The sequence below is a fragment of the Pseudoxanthomonas sp. CCNWLW251 genome (assembly GCF_037402255.1).
Classification (GTDB): Bacteria; Pseudomonadota; Gammaproteobacteria; order Xanthomonadales; family Xanthomonadaceae; genus Pseudoxanthomonas_A.
In genome coordinates, this window is the sequence record NZ_JBBEGA010000002.1 from 588154 (window position 1) to 605255 (window position 17102).

17 protein-coding genes are annotated in these 17102 nt (G+C 68.2%); 9 read left to right on the top strand and 8 right to left on the bottom strand.

Annotated features, from left to right (window positions below):
• Nucleotides 1-174: 174 nt before the first annotated feature.
• Both WBN46_RS09780 and sufT read right to left on the bottom strand, forming a co-directional pair.
• Entirely contained in the window at nt 175-1272 is a 1098-nt protein-coding gene (locus WBN46_RS09780; RefSeq protein ID WP_337731910.1) for a branched-chain amino acid aminotransferase, read from the bottom strand.
• 57 nt (nt 1273-1329) lie between these two features.
• Entirely contained in the window at nt 1330-1881 is a 552-nt protein-coding gene (sufT, locus tag WBN46_RS09785) for a putative Fe-S cluster assembly protein SufT (protein WP_192202406.1), read from the bottom strand.
• A gap of 110 nt (nt 1882-1991) precedes the next feature.
• On the opposite strand from sufT, the gene WBN46_RS09790 reads away from it, so the two are divergent.
• Nucleotides 1992-2402 (top strand): hypothetical protein, encoded by a 411-nt coding sequence (locus WBN46_RS09790; protein WP_337731331.1) that lies wholly within the window; start codon nt 1992-1994, stop codon nt 2400-2402.
• A gap of 10 nt (nt 2403-2412) precedes the next feature.
• Here WBN46_RS09790 and WBN46_RS09795 read toward each other — a convergent pair whose 3' ends face one another.
• Nucleotides 2413-4596: an alkaline phosphatase D family protein gene (locus tag WBN46_RS09795; RefSeq protein WP_337731332.1), complete on the bottom strand. Its 2184-nt coding sequence runs from the start codon at nt 4594-4596 to the stop codon at nt 2413-2415.
• Between the two features lie 208 nt (nt 4597-4804).
• Here WBN46_RS09795 and WBN46_RS09800 point away from each other — a divergent pair, with 208 nt between their 5' ends.
• On the top strand, nt 4805-7180 hold the full coding sequence (locus WBN46_RS09800) for a TonB-dependent receptor (protein ID WP_337731333.1): 2376 nt from the start codon (nt 4805-4807) through the stop codon (nt 7178-7180).
• Nucleotides 7181-7255: 75 nt separating this feature from the next.
• On the opposite strand, the gene WBN46_RS09805 is transcribed toward WBN46_RS09800, so the two are convergent.
• Together WBN46_RS09805 and WBN46_RS09810 are read right to left on the bottom strand one after the other, a co-directional pair.
• The gene (locus WBN46_RS09805; protein ID WP_337731334.1) at nt 7256-8644 is read right to left on the bottom strand and encodes an NAD(P)(+) transhydrogenase (Re/Si-specific) subunit beta; all 1389 of its coding nucleotides are present in this window, start codon (nt 8642-8644) and stop codon (nt 7256-7258) included.
• Complete coding sequence (locus tag WBN46_RS09810; RefSeq protein ID WP_142125856.1) at nt 8641-8940, bottom strand: NAD(P) transhydrogenase subunit alpha; 300 nt, start codon at nt 8938-8940, stop codon at nt 8641-8643. Before WBN46_RS09810 ends, WBN46_RS09805 begins: the two co-directional genes overlap by 4 nt.
• 165 nt (nt 8941-9105) lie before the next feature.
• On the opposite strand from WBN46_RS09810, the gene WBN46_RS09815 reads away from it, so the two are divergent.
• From WBN46_RS09815 to WBN46_RS09830, 4 genes are read left to right on the top strand one after another with little or no spacing between them, the layout of a single operon-like run.
• Nucleotides 9106-9441 (top strand): hypothetical protein, encoded by a 336-nt coding sequence (locus tag WBN46_RS09815; RefSeq protein WP_337731335.1) that lies wholly within the window; start codon nt 9106-9108, stop codon nt 9439-9441.
• A 23-nt stretch (nt 9442-9464) separates the two neighbouring features.
• Nucleotides 9465-10034 carry an RNA polymerase sigma factor gene (locus WBN46_RS09820; protein ID WP_192201868.1) on the top strand — a complete coding sequence of 190 codons (570 nt, stop codon included), beginning with the start codon at nt 9465-9467 and terminating at the stop codon, nt 10032-10034.
• On the top strand, nt 10031-10438 hold the full coding sequence (locus WBN46_RS09825) for a hypothetical protein (RefSeq protein WP_337731336.1): 408 nt from the start codon (nt 10031-10033) through the stop codon (nt 10436-10438). The genes WBN46_RS09820 and WBN46_RS09825 overlap by 4 nt, the downstream gene beginning before the upstream one ends.
• Nucleotides 10435-10878: a DUF3106 domain-containing protein gene (locus WBN46_RS09830; RefSeq protein ID WP_337731337.1), complete on the top strand. Its 444-nt coding sequence runs from the start codon at nt 10435-10437 to the stop codon at nt 10876-10878. The genes WBN46_RS09825 and WBN46_RS09830 overlap by 4 nt, the downstream gene beginning before the upstream one ends.
• A gap of 9 nt (nt 10879-10887) precedes the next feature.
• On the opposite strand, the gene WBN46_RS09835 is transcribed toward WBN46_RS09830, so the two are convergent.
• Together WBN46_RS09835 and WBN46_RS09840 are read right to left on the bottom strand one after the other, a co-directional pair.
• Nucleotides 10888-11994, bottom strand: coding sequence for an NAD(P) transhydrogenase subunit alpha (locus tag WBN46_RS09835; RefSeq protein WP_337731338.1), 1107 nt, complete (start codon nt 11992-11994; stop codon nt 10888-10890).
• Nucleotides 11995-12086: 92 nt separating this feature from the next.
• Nucleotides 12087-14399: a DUF1631 domain-containing protein gene (locus WBN46_RS09840; RefSeq protein ID WP_337731339.1), complete on the bottom strand. Its 2313-nt coding sequence runs from the start codon at nt 14397-14399 to the stop codon at nt 12087-12089.
• Between the two features lie 154 nt (nt 14400-14553).
• Here WBN46_RS09840 and WBN46_RS09845 point away from each other — a divergent pair, with 154 nt between their 5' ends.
• From WBN46_RS09845 to WBN46_RS09855, 3 genes are read left to right on the top strand one after another with little or no spacing between them, the layout of a single operon-like run.
• Nucleotides 14554-15135, top strand: coding sequence for a nitroreductase (locus tag WBN46_RS09845; RefSeq protein WP_337731340.1), 582 nt, complete (start codon nt 14554-14556; stop codon nt 15133-15135).
• Between the two features lie 10 nt (nt 15136-15145).
• Nucleotides 15146-16036, top strand: coding sequence for a 5'-3' exonuclease H3TH domain-containing protein (locus tag WBN46_RS09850; protein ID WP_337731341.1), 891 nt, complete (start codon nt 15146-15148; stop codon nt 16034-16036).
• A gap of 51 nt (nt 16037-16087) precedes the next feature.
• Complete coding sequence (locus tag WBN46_RS09855; protein WP_337731342.1) at nt 16088-16654, top strand: NUDIX hydrolase; 567 nt, start codon at nt 16088-16090, stop codon at nt 16652-16654.
• A 6-nt stretch (nt 16655-16660) separates the two neighbouring features.
• Here the strand turns inward: WBN46_RS09855 and WBN46_RS09860 are convergent, their stop codons facing one another.
• Nucleotides 16661-17059: a DUF4019 domain-containing protein gene (locus WBN46_RS09860; protein WP_337731343.1), complete on the bottom strand. Its 399-nt coding sequence runs from the start codon at nt 17057-17059 to the stop codon at nt 16661-16663.
• Nucleotides 17060-17102: the final 43 nt, after the last annotated feature.

The following is a 17102-nucleotide window of genomic DNA, read 5'->3' on the forward strand; positions in this document are numbered from 1 at the left end:
ACGTAATCGTTGGGCTACACGCATGTAGCGAAGTCACCGGTGGACAGCGACGCGTAGATTCATTTACGTAGTGGAGGCGTGATGGCGCGCGAATTTTTTATTCGCAGGAGCGCGGTCTCCCTACGCAAAAAAGCCCGCTTTTCAGCGGGCTTTTCATCGACCGGGCGGCGAGGATCAGTCGCGCAGCTTGACCAGCCAGCCATGGCGATCCGGAAGGCGCCCGTACTGGATGTCGGTCAGTTCCTTGCGGATGCCCATCGTCACTTCACCTGCTGGCGCACCGATGTCGCCCACGGCGAAATCCTTGCCCTTCAACTGGCCGATCGGCGTGATGACGGCGGCGGTGCCGCAGGCGAACACTTCACTGATGTCGCCCGATGCCACGCCCTGCTTCCATTCATCGATGGAGACCTTGCGCTCTTCCACCGCATGGCCGCGGTCGCGCGCGATCTGCAGGATGCTGGAGCGGGTGATGCCCTCCAGGATGCTGCCGGAGAGTTCCGGGGTGACGATGCGGCCATCCTTGTACACCAGGAACACGTTCATGCCGCCGAGTTCTTCCAGATACTTGCCCTCGACCGGATCGAGGAACAGCACCTGCGAGCAGCCCTGCGCCTGGGCTTCCTGCTGCGGCAGCAGCGACGCGGCATAGTTGCCACCGCACTTCGCGGCGCCGGTGCCGCCCTTGGCGGCGCGCGCATAGTCCTCGGAAAGCCAGATGGACACGGGTGCCACGCCCTTGGCGAAGTACGCGCCGGCCGGGCTGGCAATGACGTAGTAGCCGGCTTCCTGCGCCGCGCGCACGCCAAGGAAAGCTTCGGTGGCGATCATGAAGGGACGGAAGTACAGGCTCGTCTCCGGTGCCGACGGTACCCACGCGTGATCGACCGCGACCAGCTGGCGCAGCGACTCCACGAACTCGGACACCGGCAACTGGGGCAATGCCAGGCGCGCCGCCGAACGCTGCAGGCGCGCGCCATTGGCGTCGGGGCGGAAGGTCCAGATGGAGCCATCGGCATGCCGGTAGGCCTTGATGCCTTCGAAGATCTCCTGCCCGTAATGCAGCACCGAGGCGGCCGGGTCCAACGACAGCGGACCGTAGGCGCGCACTTCGGCGTCATGCCAGCCATGCGCCTTGTCCCACGTGATGGCGACCATGTGGTCGGTGAAATGCAGGCCGAATCCCGGGTTGGCGAGGATGGCGTCGCGCTCGACGGACGACTTGGCGTTCGCGGCGGCGTTCACGCGGTAGGTCAACGGGGTGGCGTTCATGACGTTCATCTCTTCCTTCCTGACGGTTCTGCGTAACGGGTGGGAGTCGCGCGGGACTCAGAGCATGCCGGTCTCGAGCTTGGCGGCATCGGACATCATGTGGCGGCCCCACGGCGGGTCGAAGACCAGTTCGACATCGGCGTCGGCGACGGTGGGGATCATCTCCAGCTTGCTGCGCACGTCATCCACCAGGATCTCGCCCATGCCGCAGCCGGGGGCGGTCAGCGTCATCTTGACCTCCACGTCGCGCTGGCCGTCGTCGCGCTTGCTGAGGTTGGCTTCGTACACCAGACCCAGGTCGACGATATTGAACGGGATCTCGGGGTCGAAGCAGGTGCGCAGCTGGTTCCACACCAGCGCCTCGACCTCTTCGTCGCTGGCGTTGTCGGGCAACGACAGCGGCTCGGTGGGCTCCTTGCCGATGGCATCCGCATCCTTGCCGGCAATGCGGAACAGGTTGCCTTCCACGAAAACGGTATAGCTGCCGCCCAGCGCCTGGGTGATGTAGCCGTAGCTGCCGGCCGGCAGGGTGACGAGCTCCCCTTGCGGCACCAGGACGGCGGCGCAATCGCGGGAGAATTGGACGGGTTCGCTGCTGCGGGAGTACATGCCGGACCAGATGGGGGCGCGCGTGGGGCGCTGCAAGGCGTCCTATTGTAGCCCCCGCACCCCTGCGGCTGCGTCCAGGCCGTATCCTTGGCGGCCATTCCGGAGTCTCCATGCCCCCTGCCCCGCGCCGCATCCCCCGTTGGTTGCTCCCCGTGCTCGTCGTGGCCAGTGCCTGCGTGCTGGTGATCTGGGTGGCGCTGGCGCTCTACCTGCAGCGCCAGACAGGCTGGATGGCCCTGCTGGTCGCCCTGGACGTGGTGCTGGTGCTGCGCCTGGGCGGGATGGCCGCCGGCACGCGCCGCGCAGTGCTGGCCGCAGTGGTCACGGTGATCATCTCGGCGCTGGCGCTGTGGGCCCTGCCCGCGACCCAGCTCGGCTTCGCGTTCGGGCTGACCCCGTGGGAATCCGCACTCCGGCTGGGTGCGCACCACGGCTGGACACTGATCTCCCTCACCACGACGCCGCTGGACGTGGTGGCGCTGGTGGCGGCGCCTCTGCTGGCGGCGTGGTGGACGCGCTGACGCCGCGGCGTCAGGTCCGCTTCTTCAGAACCCGCTCACCGGTAGCCCCGGTCACCAGGTCGAACCGCTCGCGCACGAGTGCGGCATCGATCTGCGCCGTGTCGTCGTAAAGCCGCTGGCTGCACAGGTCCGACGGCAGCAGCAGGAACTGCACCTCGCAGTCGCCCCCGGCATCGCGCTGGAACAGACCGACGCCGTGGCGGCGCGTCTGCGCATGCCGGATGCGCGGCTCGCCCGCCGCCAGCAGGGCATCCAGGCCGGCGACGAGCCGTTCACCCGCAGATGCAGTGGCGGGATCCGCCTTCGCCGCATCCGCCATGATGGCCGAGAGCGTGGATGACGAGATCGCGGGCGCGGTGAATTCCACCGTGCTTGCCGAATGCTGCGTGGCGAAACTGGCATGGATGTCGCCCGACAGCACCACCGCGCCGGCCGTGCGGTCCAGCGCCGCGACCAGCGCATCGCGCTGCAATCCGAAGCCGTCCCACTGGTCGACGTTGAGGTAGAACTTCCGGCGCAGCAGTGGCGGCGCATCGAGCACGGGATTGGACAGGTCGAGCACCATCGGCGTCATCGACACCGAGCTGGCCACGAAGAATGAGCGCGTCGGCGCGTCGGCCAGTTGCGCGGCCAGCCACGCCTGCTGCGCATCGCCCAGCGCGGACGGCAACGACCCGTCTGCCCGACGCAACGCCAGCAGCAGGTCGTAGCTGTCCTTCACCACCATGTAGCGGCTGCCCAGGTGGCTGAAGAGCGCGCTTTTGCCGAAGGCCAGCCACGGCAAGCCACGCAGATACTCGTCATGGGCGTCCGGCGGAAGATCGACTTCCATGAAGCCTGGCACTGCCGCGTTGTAACGCGTCAGCACATCGCGGATCACGTAGACCGCCATCGGCTGCGTGGACAAGGCGGTGGCGCGTGCCGTGGCGTCCCGCTTGTCCACGCCCGCGTCGATGTACGCCTTCGCCAGCGCACGCCGCAGCGGTCTGCGCAGGGGCTCCCAGTGCTCGTCGCCGAGATCGAGGTAAGGCATCAGTGCCGTCGACAAGGCCGACCAGTCCATGCCGAGAGCGGGCGCCACCCGGCGCAGCGCAGCTTCGTCGTAGGCCAGCGCGCCGGGGAACGCATCCTCCGGAATCGGATGGTCCGGACGGTGGCTGCGGTAGTCCAGCAGCAACAGGCTGACGTCGCGCCCATAGTCCAGTCGGCGCCACAGCTGCCCATTCGGGTGCAGGCGGTCGTCGTCCACGGTGTGTGCACCGGTGGCCTCCACCTCGCCGACGGCCACATCGACCGGCATGTACTCGAAGTAGGCGCGCTCAGCGTTGCGGCGACGACGCACATCACCTTCCTCGCGGCGTCCGTCTTCGTACGTGGCATGGTCCTGCCAGCAGTCGTCGCTGAATTCGTGGTCGTCCCAGATGGCGACCAGCGGCGCGCGCTCCAGCAAGGCCTGCAGCGCGGTGTCCGTGCGGTATTCGCGATGCAGCTGGCGATAGTTGTCCAGGCTGGAGGCGGCGAGATAGCCACTGTCCGCAGCCCCGACGCGCAACGCGCCGGCCATGTCGTCGAACACGATGCCGCGTGCGCCGTCGGCGCGCTGGAAACTCGTGTCGCCCACCGATTCGTAGATGAAGTCGCCCAGGTGCAGCACGAAGTCGAGGTCCTCCCGCAGCAACGGCACCAGACTGTTGTACCAGCGACCGCCGTAGTCCTGGCAGCTCATGAAGGCGAAACGCAGCCGCGGCGTAGGCTCATCTGCCGCGGGCGCGGTGCGCGTCCGTCCGACCGGTGACGAGACCCACGCGCCTTCGCGCTGCCGCAGGAAACGGTAGTGGTAACGGTGTCCGGGCAGCAGGCCGTCAACGCGCACGCGCAGGCAGTGATCGTGGCTGGCGCGTGCCGTCAGTTCGCGCTCGACACGCAACTGCGAGAATGCCGCATCGTCGGCGACCTGCAGGCGCACGACGACATCGCGCCCGTCGACGTCGGGTGCGCGCGTCCACAGCAGTACGCGGTCGGGACGCGGATCGCCGGAAGCGACGGACTGCGGGAAGTCCGCGCGCGACATGCTCGGCACCTGCGCATGCGCAGGAAACCAGCGGCTGGCGAACGGCAGCGTCGCCGCAGCAAACGACAGCTTGAGGAAGGCACGGCGCGACGTGCGCGCAGACGACGGATCGGATACGGCCAAGGCAGCACTCCACAGAAGAGGCGGGAGCAACGCCATCCACAGGCCGCGGCTCGCAACGCGAAGCCGCGGAGGATCGCCGCCGCACATTGCGGTGATGTGGCAACGGCACCGTCATGGCGCAGCAACATGAACGGGTCAGCCTGTGTCGCCATACCGCTGCGCACGCAAGGCGCGGCGTGCCGCCCCTTCCCTCACGCCACGGTCCACCATGACGCCGACTCCCCGCCCCGCGCATCGCCCCGTCCGTCACGCCCTCGCTTCCGCGCTGGGCGTGGCGCTCGCGCTCTCCGCCACCCAGGCGCTCGCACAGCAGTCGCCGGACGCCGATGTCGGCAGTCCCACGCAGTTGGACACCGTCGTCGTCACCGCGCAGAAGCGCGAGCAGCAGGTGTCGGAAGTGCCGATCGCGATCACCGCGTACTCCGGCGATTTCCTCGACCGCCAGGGCATGACCACGCTGGGGGATCTGGCGGGTTTCGTGCCCGGCCTGCAGGTGCAGGAACAGAGCCCGAACAACCCCGGCTACGTGATCCGCGGCATCACCTCCGACAGCGGCGAAGCCAACGTGCAGCCGCGCATCTCGGTGTTCCAGGACGGCGTGTCGATCAGCCGTTCGCGCGGCGCGTCGGCGGCGCTGTTCGACATGGAACGCGTCGAAGTATTGCGCGGACCGCAGGGCACGCTGTTCGGCCGCGCCGCGCAGGTCGGTGCGATGCACTACATCCAGAACAAGGCCAAGGACGACACCAGCGGTGCGTTCGAACTGGGCGCCGGCAGCGACAGCCAGCGGCTGGCCAGTGGCTACTTCAACGCGCAGATCGCACCGGAAGCACTCGCGGCGCGCGTGGCCGTCTTCCATGAAGAACGCGACGGCAGCATCGAGAACGCGGCCGGCGGCACACTCAACGGCAAGGACACCACCGCATTGCGCGCCAGCCTGGGTGCGCTGCTCGGCGAAGCCAGCCGGATCGACCTGATCGCCAACTACCAGAAGGACACGCCGCCAGGCACGGCCTTCATCAGCGGCACCATTCCGAACCGCCAGGGCAGCACCAGTCCATACGCGGATGCCGAACTCAACCGCGGCGATGAGCTTGGCCTGGACCGCACCGTGCGCAGCCTGACCGCGCTGGGCTCGTTCTGGCTGGGCGGCAACTGGACGCTGGATACCATCGGTGGCTGGCGCAGCTTCGATTCGCACGAGGAATTCGACGCCGACGGCTCGCGCCTGAAGGCGATGGAGTTCGCCGAAATTGCCGAGGGCGACCAGTTCAGCCAGGAAGTCCGCTTCAACTTCGACAACGACACCTTTGCCGGCTTCTTCGGCGCCAGCTACTTCGTCGAGGACGGCTCGCAGTACGTGCCGTTCGCCACCGACGAGCGCAGCTTGCTGGCGCTGCTGTCGCAGGATCCGTCGTTCCGGCAGCAGATCGGCGCGCTGCTCGGCGGCATTCCGTTCCCGGCGATCCCGCTGTTCGGTCCCGACGGCAATCCGCTGACCGCCTACACCCTGCCCGGCGGACTGCACACCCTGCTGAACCCGGATCACCGTGAGGCGTTCGCCAACTACGGCAGCACCACGTCATGGGACGTGTTTCTGGATGGCACCTGGCGCGCCACGTCCTCGCTTGAACTGAGCGCCGGCCTGCGCGCTACGTGGGAAAAGCAGACCGCGGGCTACCAGGGCTTCGCCGGCAACGCACCGACGCTGTTCAACGGCCTGGGTGCGGGCGCACCTGCCCCGCTGATGGGCAACAACATCCTCAACAGCGCCACCGCAGGCAAGCTGGAACGCAGCGAGAACTTCGATTCGGTGGTCGGCCGCGTCGCCGCCCGCTACGTGTTCTCGCCGACGCTGAGCGGTTTCGCCACGGTGTCGCGTGGTCGCCGGCCCAACGTCATCGACATCACGCCGCAGGGCAGCCAGGTCCTGCCGGCCGAGATCGTCAACAGCTACGAGATCGGCCTCAAGGGCGGTACGGCCGGCGGTCGCCTGGCCTATGACGTGTCCGCCTACTGGTACGACTACAGCGACTTCCAGACGCAGATCCCAAACCCCAGCGGCGGCACGCCGTTCCTGATCCCCACCAACGGTGGCAACGCCACGGCCAAGGGCGTGGAAGCCTCGATCACCGGCGAAGTGGTCGACGGCCTGGTGCTGTTCGCCAACTATGCGTGGACGCATGCGCGCTTCGACGATCGCGACGACGACGGCAACGCACAGCGCTACGCCGGCCACCGCTTCCGCCTGACACCGGACCACGCCGCCGCGATCGGCATGGACTGGCGCGTGCCGATGGGCAGCGCCAGCTTCTACCTGCGCCCGTCGTACAGCTGGAAGTCGAAGGTCTACTTCGAAGACGAGAACACCCCCGGCCTGGAACAGGACGCCTACGGCCTGCTCAACCTGCGCATGGGTGTGACGCTGGCCGATGGCCGCTGGGACCTGGGTGTGTGGGGCAGCAACCTGACCGGCAAGGACTACCTGATCGACGCAGGCAACACGGGGCGCCAGTTCGGTACGCCGACCTTCGTGGCCGGCCAGCCGCGTGCGTACGGCATCACCGCCAAGGTCCGGTTCTGATACGAAGCACTCCGCTCCATGAAAAAGCCGGGCAATGCCCGGCTTTTTCTTCGCCCCGCATGAGAACCGGTGCGGTCAGTGGCCGCCGTCGAGCGCCTTCAGTTCGCTGACCAGCGCATTGGCCATCTCGGAACCGTCGCCGTACAGCATGCGGGTGTTGTCGGCGTAGAACAGCGCGTTCTCGATGCCGGCGAAGCCGGTGCCCTTGCCGCGCTTGATGACGATGGTGTTCTTCGAGTTCACCACGTCGAGGATCGGCATGCCGTAGATCGGTGATGCCGGGTCGGTCTTCGCGACCGGGTTGACCACGTCATTGGCACCGATCACCAGCGAGACGTCGGTATTGGCGAACTCGGGATTGATGTCGTCCATGTCGGCGATCAGGTCGTAGGGCACGCCGGCTTCGGCCAGCAGCACGTTCATGTGCCCGGGCATGCGGCCGGCGACGGGGTGGATGGCGAACTTCACCTTCACCCCGCGATCCATCAGCTTCTGGCTGAGCTCCCATATCTTGTGCTGCGCCTGCGCCACCGCCAGGCCGTAGCCCGGCACGATCACCACGCGTTCGGCATAAGCCATCATCGCGGCCACGTCCGCAGCCTCGATGGGCTTCATGGAGCCGCCGATTTCCTGCATCGCCGCACTGCCGCCGCCGAAGTTGGAGAACAGCACGTTGCTGATCTTCCGGTTCATCGCCTTGGCCATCAGTCGCGTCAGCAGCATGCCGGCCGCGCCGACCATGGTGCCGGCGATGATCAGCGCCTCGTTGCCCAGCACGTAACCTTCGAATGCCACCGCCAGGCCGGTGAAGGCGTTGTACAGCGAAATCACCACCGGCATGTCGGCGCCGCCGATCGGCAGCGTCATCAGCACGCCCAGGGCCAGCGACAGCGCGAAGAACGCGACGATCCACGGCATCGCCAGCGTGGTCAGTGCCATCACGCCGCAGACCACGGCAGCCAGTGCGACCAATGCGTTGAACCATTGCTGGCCGGGGAACGTGTAGCGCTTGTCCATGCGCCCGTCGAGCTTGGCCCAGGCGATGACCGAGCCGGTCAGCGAGACAGCGCCGATCAGCGCGCCGATGACGGCGAGCGAGAGCGTGAACGTGGACGGTGCCGGTTCGCCGGACGAATAGCGCACCAGTTCCACCGCGCCGATCGCTGCGGCCGAACCGCCGCCCATGCCGTTGAACAACGCAACCATCTGCGGCATGTCGGTGATCGCCACCTTCTTGCCCCACACCCAGTTCAACCCAACGCCGATGACGATGGCGGCGATCATCAGGCCGATGTTGTGAAGGCCAGGCAGGAAGAACGTGGCAACCGTCGCGATCAGCATGCCCATGCCGGCCCACTGGATGCCGCTGCGTGCGGTCTTCGGGCTGGCCATGCGCTGGAGGCCCAGCAGGAACAGCGTGGCAGCGACGAAATAGCTCAGCTTCACCAGGGTGAGCGCGCTCATTTGGCGTCTCCCGGCTTCTTGCTGCTCTTGAACATGTCCAGCATGCGCTCGGTGACCACGTAGCCGCCGGCGGCATTGCCGGCGCCGAGCAGCACGGCGATGAAACCGATGGCCTTCTCCAGCGTGGTATCGGCGTGGCCCAGCACCACCATCGCACCGATCAGCACGATGCCGTGGATGAAGTTGGAGCCGGACATCAGCGGCGTGTGCAGGATCACCGGCACCCGCGAAATGATCACGTGCCCGGCGATGGCCGCCAGCATGAAGATGTACAGCGCCACGAACCCGTCGCTCATCCGCTCCCCCATCCTGTCCACGTTGTCGACACCGTTGCGCGGCGCGCAGGGTGTGTCCGCATCATAACCGCACCTGAACCCGGCGGGTGCCACTGTCCGGCCTGTCAACCGCACCCCGCGCAGCGCGTTCCCATGCCTGCACCACCCACCCCCGAGGACCCGACCATGAAACGCATGTCACTGCTGGCACTGACCGTACTGCTGCTGGGCACCACCGGCGTCGCCTCCGCGCGCGATGCAGGAGACCGCATCGACCACCGGCTGGATCGCAAGGGCGACCGCGCGGAGCACCGCATGGATGCGCGTGGCGACCGCATCGAACGGCGCTTCGACCGCAGCGCGCAGTGGGCCGACACCCATGGCCATCCCCGCGCCGCGAAGCACCTGGAGCGCCGTGGCGACCGTATCGACCTCCGCCTGGACCGCAAGGGCGAGCGCGCCGAAGCGCATTGGGACCGTCGCGGCGACCGCATCGACCGCCGCCTGGATCGTCGCGGCTGATTCACGCCACTGGCCGCTAAGCTATGTTGGTGAGCACTGCCCCCAGTCCGTCGCCGGAAACGTCGCCGTCCAGCCCGCTGGCGGCGACGCTCGATCTGTTCCTGGCTGACATCGGGCCGCGCGCGTTCCGCTTTGCCGAAGCCGGCCTGCGCCATCGCGAGGACGCACTGGACGCCGTGCAGGACGCCATGATGAAGATGCTGGTGTACGCCGACCGCCCTGCTGCGGAATGGACGCCCTTGTTCTGGAGCATCCTGCGCCGGCGCATCGTCGACCTGCAGCGCCGCGCCGGTTTCCGGCTGCGCTGGCTGCTGCCGACCGGCGACCGCGGCGAAGAAGGCCCGGTGGACTGGGCGCCCGACCACGGCGCCGGCCCCTCGCAGGCGCACGACCAGCGCGAAGCCTACGCGCGCCTCGTGCATGCCTTGCGCGCATTGCCTGCCCGGCAGCGCGAAGCGTTCACCCTGCGCGTGCTGGAAGAACTGGACGTGGCCGACACGGCGCGCGCGATGGGCTGCTCGGAGGGCTCGGTGAAGACGCACCTGTCCCGTGCGCGCGATGCCCTGCAACGGCAACTGGAGGAATTCCGATGAACCCCACCCACGATAATGACCACGGCTTCGACCAGGAAGCCCGTCGTTTGCACCGGGCCGCCCTAGCACAGGTGTCGCCACAGACGCTGATGCAACTGCGCAACGCCCGCCACGAGAGCCGGCGCAACGCCCCGGCGTCCGGCAGCCCGCGTACGTGGCGCTGGCTCACGGCGACAGCGTTCTCCGCCGTGCTCGCGGTGGGGCTGGGACTGCAATGGCTGCCGCGTACGCCGGATGCCTCCGCACCCACGGCGGCTACCGCCATATCTGCGGTTGCTCCGGCGGAGAACGACGCCACCGCCGATGAGCTCGGCGTGCCGAGCGCGCTCGATGAAGATCCCGACCTGTATCTGTGGCTGGCCTCCGCCGATGCCCAACCCCTCGCCATGGAGTCGACCCCATGATGGTCCGTACCCCCCGTCTTTTCTTCCTCGGCCTGCTGCTCGCCAGCGGCCATGCATGGGCGCAGTCCGCACCCGCGCCGCTGCCTGCGTGGGAAAAGCTCACGCCCGAGCAGCGCGAGGCGCTCATCGCACCCGTGCGCGACCGCTGGAACCGCGAGCCGGACGAGCGCGGCCGCATGATGGAGCGTGCACAGCGCTGGCAGGCGCTGACGCCCGAGCAACGTGCGCAGGCACGGCACGGCATGAAGCGCTTCGAAGGCATGAGCCCCGACCAGCGCCGACAGGCACGCGCGCTCTACGGCCGCATGAAGACGCTCACCCCCGAACAGCGCGCCGATCTGCGCGAGCAATGGAAGAAGATGACGCCCGAACAACGCGAGGTCTGGATGCGCGACAACGCGCCGCCGCCGCGTGACCGCGACCGGCGACCAGACCGCTGAGATCCGCCGTCAGGGGACGGCGGGCGTCGCCGGCGGCCGCTCCGGCCACACCGTCTTCGCCAACAGTTCGTCGTCCCAATCGAACTGCAGCGCGCCTTCCCTGACGAACAGCGACACGAAATTGAGCACGTTGCGGGCATACATCTCGCTGGCGTGGACCGCGCCCAGGCTGGCGAGATTGAGGGGTCCGGCCACGGTCACGCCCTGGTGCTCATAGGTCTCGCCCGGCCGGGTGAGTTCGCAGTTGCCGCCGGTTTCAGCGGCCAGGTCGACGATGACGCTGCCAGGCTTCATGCCCGCCACCATCGCCGCACTGATGATCTTCGGTGCGGGCCGCCCCGGCACCGCCGCGGTGCATACCACCACGTCGATGCCCTTCAGGTGATCCGCCAGCCGCTGCTGCTGCAGCGCGCGCTCTTCGTCCGTCAGCTGGCGCGCATACCCGCCATCGCCTGCCGCGCTGACACCCAGGTCCAGGAACTTCCCGCCCAGCGATTCGATCTGCTCGCGCGTCTCCGGACGCACGTCGAAGCCCTCCACCTGCGCGCCCAGGCGCTTGGCCGTGGCAACGCCCTGCAGGCCCGCCACGCCGGCGCCCACGATCAACACCTTCGATGGCCGGATGGTGCCGGCGGCCGTGGTCAGCATGGGGAAGAAGCGCGGCGCCAGCTGCGCGGCGATCAGCACGGCCTTGTAACCGGCCATGCCCGCCTGCGAACTCAGCACATCCATCGCCTGCGCACGCGTGGTGCGCGGCAGCCGCTCGAGCGGGAACGCCTGGATGCCGCGTGCGCGAAGGGCTTCGTCGCGCGCGGGATCGGCCGAGGGTTGCAGCACGCCCACCAGCGTGGCGCCCGTCTTGAAATGGCGGATGGCGTCGGGCGCCGGCGGCTGCACGCATAGCAGCAGGTCGGCCCCCTCCCGGCCTTCGCCATCGACGAGCTCCGCCCCCGCATCGGCATACGCCTGATCGACGAAACCGGCCGCCTGGCCCGCGCCGCGCTCCACGGTCACCCGTGCGCCCGCGGCCAGCATTTTGCGGACCGTTTCCGGCGTCGCGGCCACCCGGCGCTCACCGGTCGCGGTTTCCTTCAGTACCCGAACTTCGACCGCCATGCGCCCCTCGTCGTTAGGTCATCCGTGTCGCGATGCTAACAGAGCGCGGCATCCCCGCGCGGAAGCGGAGGACCGACGGTCCCGGCGTGTGCTCAGACCGCCGCGGCGGGTGACGGTGCGGGTTCGAGGCGCTCGATCACGCCCTGCATGGCACTGTCGAAGGCGTCCTCGCTCTGGTGCGTACGCAGGCGGCCCAGGCGCACCATCGCGGCCAGTTCTTCCGGCGAAGCGACGCAGAAGCGTACGCCGCGGCGATTGACGAACAGCAGACGTGAGGAGATCGGGCTGACCCACGACAGCTTGCCCGCCTGCACCTTGTTGTCCTTGTCGATGAAATCGAGCCAGGTGCCGATCGCAAGATTGCGGAAGTGGTCGGCATCGCTGTGGTCGAACTCGAGCGTATCCGCACCGGCGACCAGCTGGATCGGCGTGGCTTCCTCGTCGATGACCGGTTTCGGCAGCACCACCTGCGGCAGTTCCGGCAGCGCTTTTTCCAGGTCCGGCCGCGCGGCGGCCACCGCCTGCAGCGTGTCGTGCAGGGCATCCACCGCGCCGCCGGCGGCATCCTGGTTCATGCCGACGCTGGCGAAGACCTTCAGCAGCGCCGGTCGCCACGCCTGCAACCAGGGCTTGCCGACGACATGGCGCTGCGCTTCGGTGAGCTCTTCCAGCACGCCGTCCGCCAGGGTGAGCGACTCGCGCAGGCCGTCGCCGTCCTCGCCTTCGCGCAGTACCGTCATGGTGACGTGGTGCGCCCACGGCTGGCGCAGGAAATCCTCGATGGCCTGCGGCACCCGGCGATCCGCGAGGCGTTCGTCCAGTTCGGCGTTCATGCGCGCACGCGCGGCTTCAAGGCGTTCCTGTCCGCGCTGGATCTCGGCGGCGCGGCGTTCGGCGATTTCGATGCGGCGGCGATGCTGCTCCAGGAACGCACGGAATTCTTCTTCCAGCGTCAGGAAGATCGCGAGGTTCTCGTTGAACTCGGCGACCAGGCGGTCGACCACCTCTTCCACCTTGGTCAGCAAGGTGCGCTCGGCGGCGCTCTCGCCGTTGTTGCCCTCGCAGGCCTCCGCCAGCACGTTGAGCAGGCGGCGCGCCGGGTGCGTCTTCTGCACGAACATGCGCCGGTCCAGCAGCGCGACCTTGACGAACGGCACCACGAGGCGGCCGATCAGTTCGCGCGGACGGCCTTCCAGGTCGCGCTCGTCCAGCATCACGTCGAACAGCATGCCGACCAGGTCGATCGCATCCTCGTCGACGGGCGCCAGGCGCGCGGTGGACGGGTCCACGCCCAGTTGCATGGCGCTGCTGAGTACTTCGTTCTTCAACCGCTGCGCCAGCGATTCCCCGTTGTCGCCGATCGCCGCACGCAGCGTGGCGCTGGGCGTGGCCTGCAACAGGGACAGCACCGACAGCATTTCACGCTGCGACAGGTCACGCTGGCGCTGGTCGGCCGCGCGCGCTTCCGCCGCATCGCCCGCATCGCGACCACGGCGCGACTCCTGCAACAGGTGGTGCAGGGCTTCAAGCAGGACGCCTTGCGCACCGGGCGCGGCGCCGTAGCCCGGAGGCACGTCGCCGAAGCCGCCCATCATCGGGGCGGCGCGCGTGGCTTCGAGGCCACGGCTCACGCCCGCCATCCGATTGAGGAAACGCGCCGCCCACGCGGGTGCGCCGGGCTCTTCGCCACCGTCAGCCTCGTTTTCCATGTCCGGCGGCGCGCCGGCCTCGGGCTTCGGCGCGCGGCGCGATGGCAGTTCCGGCATCACGCCGACCTGCATGAGGCGCTGGTCCAGCGACGCATAGATGCGCGCGATCGCGGGCACCAGGTCCCGTTCGCACAGCTTGATCACCACCAGCCGGACCTCGGGTGCGAGGTCGCACGCCGAGAACGCCTGGTGGACGGCCACGCCGATGTGCTCGGGGCCGATGGGGTTGAGCTCCACGTCCAGCACGACATCGCCGGCGATCCAGCCCAGGCGGCGGTCCAGCCGGGCGAGGACAGGCTTGCAGTCGCGCTGGATGACGCTGGCCAGGTTGCGCACCGCCAGCCGGGACTCCAGCTCCTGGTCCGTTATCAGGGTCAGTCCGTCTTCCGACCCCTGCGCGAACGCCCGCTCCATGGACAGCGGCTGCCCTTCCTGCAGCGCGCTCCAGGCCCGTTGCAGATGGGCGCGGAAGCGCACGATGATGTCTTCGCGGCGGCGGCGCAGTTCGCGCATCGCGTCGAGGAAGGCCATCTGCGAGGGACCGGCCCGCTCGGCGCGGTCGAACAGCGCATCGTCGAAACGACCCAGCGCCACCGCGAAGGCGTCCACCAGCGGCGGGATCGCGGCGTCACGCGCCTGATCCAGCAGGCGCGTGTCCCGACCGGGCCGATCGGCGATATTGAGGACGTTCGACATGCGCAAGGTTCCCCGCCTTGGCAGGCGAAAGGAGTTCGGGGGATGCGGACCGGGGATCCGCCATGACATCGTAGGAAATCCGGCGGACCGGCAACCGTGATGGGCTCGGCATTTTAGTGCCATGCAACAAGATGTGGCACGGTAAACTTGACGCATGTCGCTTACCGATCCCCTGCACGCCCTCGACGCACGCCGTTCCGTGCCCTCCAAACAACTCGGCGAACCCGGCCCTGACGACGCCACGCTGCTGCGGATGCTCGCTTCCGCTGTCCGCGTACCGGATCACGGCAAGCTGGTGCCGTTCCGCTTCATCCGCATCCAGGGCGACGCCAGGCATGCGCTGGGCGAGTATCTGGCGGCACGCACCTTGCATCTCGATCCCGCTGCGGCGGATGCCGTGATCGCCAAGGACCGTGCGCGCTTCTCGCATGCGCCGGTCATCATCACCGTGGTCGCGCGCCTCACCTCGGGCCACAAGGTGCCGGAACAGGAGCAGCTGCTCACGGCCGGCAGCGTCTGTTTCGCCCTGCTGCAATCCGCGCAGGCACTCGGCTTCGGCGCGCAATGGCTGACCGGTTGGATGGCGTACGACGATGCCGTGGCGGAAACGCTCGGCCTGGCTGCGAACGAGAAGATCGCCGGCTTCATTCACATCGGCACACCGCTGCTGGACGCACCCGAACGCGAACGTCCGGATCCTGCGGCTCTGCTGAGCGACTGGACGCCCCATGCCTGAGCAGGCCGTCATGCGCCCGCTCCATCTGGTCGACGCCAGCCTGTACGTGTTCCGCGCCTGGCACTCGATGCCGGACGAATTCCAGGATGCCGATGGCTGGCCCACCAACGCGGTGCACGGCTTCGCGCGCTTCCTGCTGGAGCTGCTCGAGAAGGAACGCCCCGCGCACATCGCGATCGCCTTCGACGAGGCGCTGGACAGTTGCTTCCGCAATCGCCTTTATCCGGCCTACAAGGCCAATCGCGACCCCGCACCGGAGGAACTCCGGCGCCAGTTCACGCACTGCAAGGCGCTCTGCGCTGCACTCGGACTGAGCGTGCTCGCGCACGGCGAATACGAGGCGGACGACCTGATCGGCAGCGCATTGCATGCCGCAAGGCCGCAAGGGTTCCGCGGCATCATCGTGTCCGCGGACAAGGATCTGTCGCAACTCCTGCAGGAACACGACGAGCAATGGGATTTCGCCCGCGGCCAGCGCTGGGGCATGCATGGCGTGAAGGCCCGGCACGGCGTGGAAGCGCGGCAGATCGCCGACTACCTCGCGCTGACGGGCGATGCCGTCGACAACATTCCCGGTGTCACCGGGATCGGGGCGAAGTCCGCCGCCGTGCTGCTGGCGCACTTCGGCGATCTGGACACCCTGCTCGCGCGCATGGATGAAGTCGCGTTCCTGCGCCTGCGCGGCGCCGCGACGCTCGCCGTGCGCCTGCGCGAACAGCGCGAACATGCCCTGTTGTGGCGCCAGCTCACGACGATCGCCCTGGACGCGCCGCTCGGCGAGGTGGAGTCCGGTCACGCACGAGGCCACGCCGATGGCGACATGCTGGCGGGCCTCTCGGATGCGTTGCGCTTCGGCCCGATGACGCGGCGGCGGCTGCGGGCGGCAGCGGGGCTGGAATAGCCGCGCGATCGGCCGCTGTAAATCGTCACGCGCACCCGATAGCATCGCCCCATGAATGATCGTGATGACGCCAAGCGCCAACAGCCCGCCCACGTCGTGTGGCAAGGCAAGTACCAGCGGATGATGGTGCGCGGCACGTGGGAATACGTGGAACGCGCGCATGCCGGTGGGCTGGCGGCCATCATCATCGCGGTGACGCCGGACGACGACGTGCTGTTCGTGGAGCAGTTCCGCGTGCCGTTGCAGGCACGGACCATCGAGATGCCCGCGGGCCTGGTCGGCGACATCCATGCCGGCGAGTCGATCGAGGTGTCCGCCATCCGGGAACTGGAGGAAGAAACCGGCTGGACGGCGGAGCAGGCCGAGGTGTTGATGATCGGTCCGACATCCTCCGGCAGCAGCAGCGAGAAGATCGCCTTCGTCCAGGCGACCGGGCTGCGCAGGATCGGCGAAGGCGGCGGTGATGGTGACGAGGACATCACCGTGCACGCCGTCCCGCGCACGCGCGCCGCTGCGTGGCTGGTGCAGAAGATGCGGGAGGGGTACGAACTGGATGCCAAGCTCTGGGCGGGACTTTGGATGATCGACCACACCCTGGACGGCACGCCGCGCGGCTGACGCGCCTCAGTCGGCCTTGACCGCGTAGCCCGCCAGGCGCCAGACGCCTTCGTCCTCGCGCCGCAGCGTCACCGTTTCGCGATGCGGCGCGCCGGTTTCGCCGAACATCACCGAAAACTCCAGCACGGCATACGTGCCCGGCTGCCATCGCGGCCGCTGACTCGGCTGGTCGACGCGCACGGCCGCCCAGCGACGGCTTCGCCCCCGACCCAGCGCACCGTGCCGCTGCGCCATCAGCGCGACGAACGCCTCACGTCCCATCGCACGACGGATCGATGCGGAGGCAGCATCCCACAAGACGTCGTGCTGGCCCTGTTCGATCGCCTTGATGAACCGCATGGCCGCCATCCCGAGCCGAGGGATGTCGACATCCTCCAGCCCGATCCTCGCCTCGCCCGCCTGCATTGCCGCGTGTGCCGTCATTGCTCGATACGCCCCAAATCACGTG

Coding starts and splice junctions, on each gene's coding strand:
- WBN46_RS09780 (WP_337731910.1), bottom strand. CDS start 1,272: ATGAACGCCACCCCGTTGACCTACCGCGTGAACGCCGCCGCGAACGCC.
- sufT (WP_192202406.1), bottom strand. CDS start 1,881: ATGTACTCCCGCAGCAGCGAACCCGTCCAATTCTCCCGCGATTGCGCC.
- WBN46_RS09790 (WP_337731331.1), top strand. CDS start 1,992: ATGCCCCCTGCCCCGCGCCGCATCCCCCGTTGGTTGCTCCCCGTGCTC.
- WBN46_RS09800 (WP_337731333.1), top strand. CDS start 4,805: ATGACGCCGACTCCCCGCCCCGCGCATCGCCCCGTCCGTCACGCCCTC.
- WBN46_RS09805 (WP_337731334.1), bottom strand. CDS start 8,644: ATGAGCGCGCTCACCCTGGTGAAGCTGAGCTATTTCGTCGCTGCCACG.
- WBN46_RS09810 (WP_142125856.1), bottom strand. CDS start 8,940: ATGAGCGACGGGTTCGTGGCGCTGTACATCTTCATGCTGGCGGCCATC.
- WBN46_RS09815 (WP_337731335.1), top strand. CDS start 9,106: ATGAAACGCATGTCACTGCTGGCACTGACCGTACTGCTGCTGGGCACC.
- WBN46_RS09820 (WP_192201868.1), top strand. CDS start 9,465: ATGTTGGTGAGCACTGCCCCCAGTCCGTCGCCGGAAACGTCGCCGTCC.
- WBN46_RS09825 (WP_337731336.1), top strand. CDS start 10,031: ATGAACCCCACCCACGATAATGACCACGGCTTCGACCAGGAAGCCCGT.
- WBN46_RS09830 (WP_337731337.1), top strand. CDS start 10,435: ATGATGGTCCGTACCCCCCGTCTTTTCTTCCTCGGCCTGCTGCTCGCC.
- WBN46_RS09835 (WP_337731338.1), bottom strand. CDS start 11,994: ATGGCGGTCGAAGTTCGGGTACTGAAGGAAACCGCGACCGGTGAGCGC.
- WBN46_RS09840 (WP_337731339.1), bottom strand. CDS start 14,399: ATGTCGAACGTCCTCAATATCGCCGATCGGCCCGGTCGGGACACGCGC.
- WBN46_RS09845 (WP_337731340.1), top strand. CDS start 14,554: ATGTCGCTTACCGATCCCCTGCACGCCCTCGACGCACGCCGTTCCGTG.
- WBN46_RS09850 (WP_337731341.1), top strand. CDS start 15,146: ATGCGCCCGCTCCATCTGGTCGACGCCAGCCTGTACGTGTTCCGCGCC.
- WBN46_RS09855 (WP_337731342.1), top strand. CDS start 16,088: ATGAATGATCGTGATGACGCCAAGCGCCAACAGCCCGCCCACGTCGTG.
- WBN46_RS09860 (WP_337731343.1), bottom strand. CDS start 17,059: ATGCAGGCGGGCGAGGCGAGGATCGGGCTGGAGGATGTCGACATCCCT.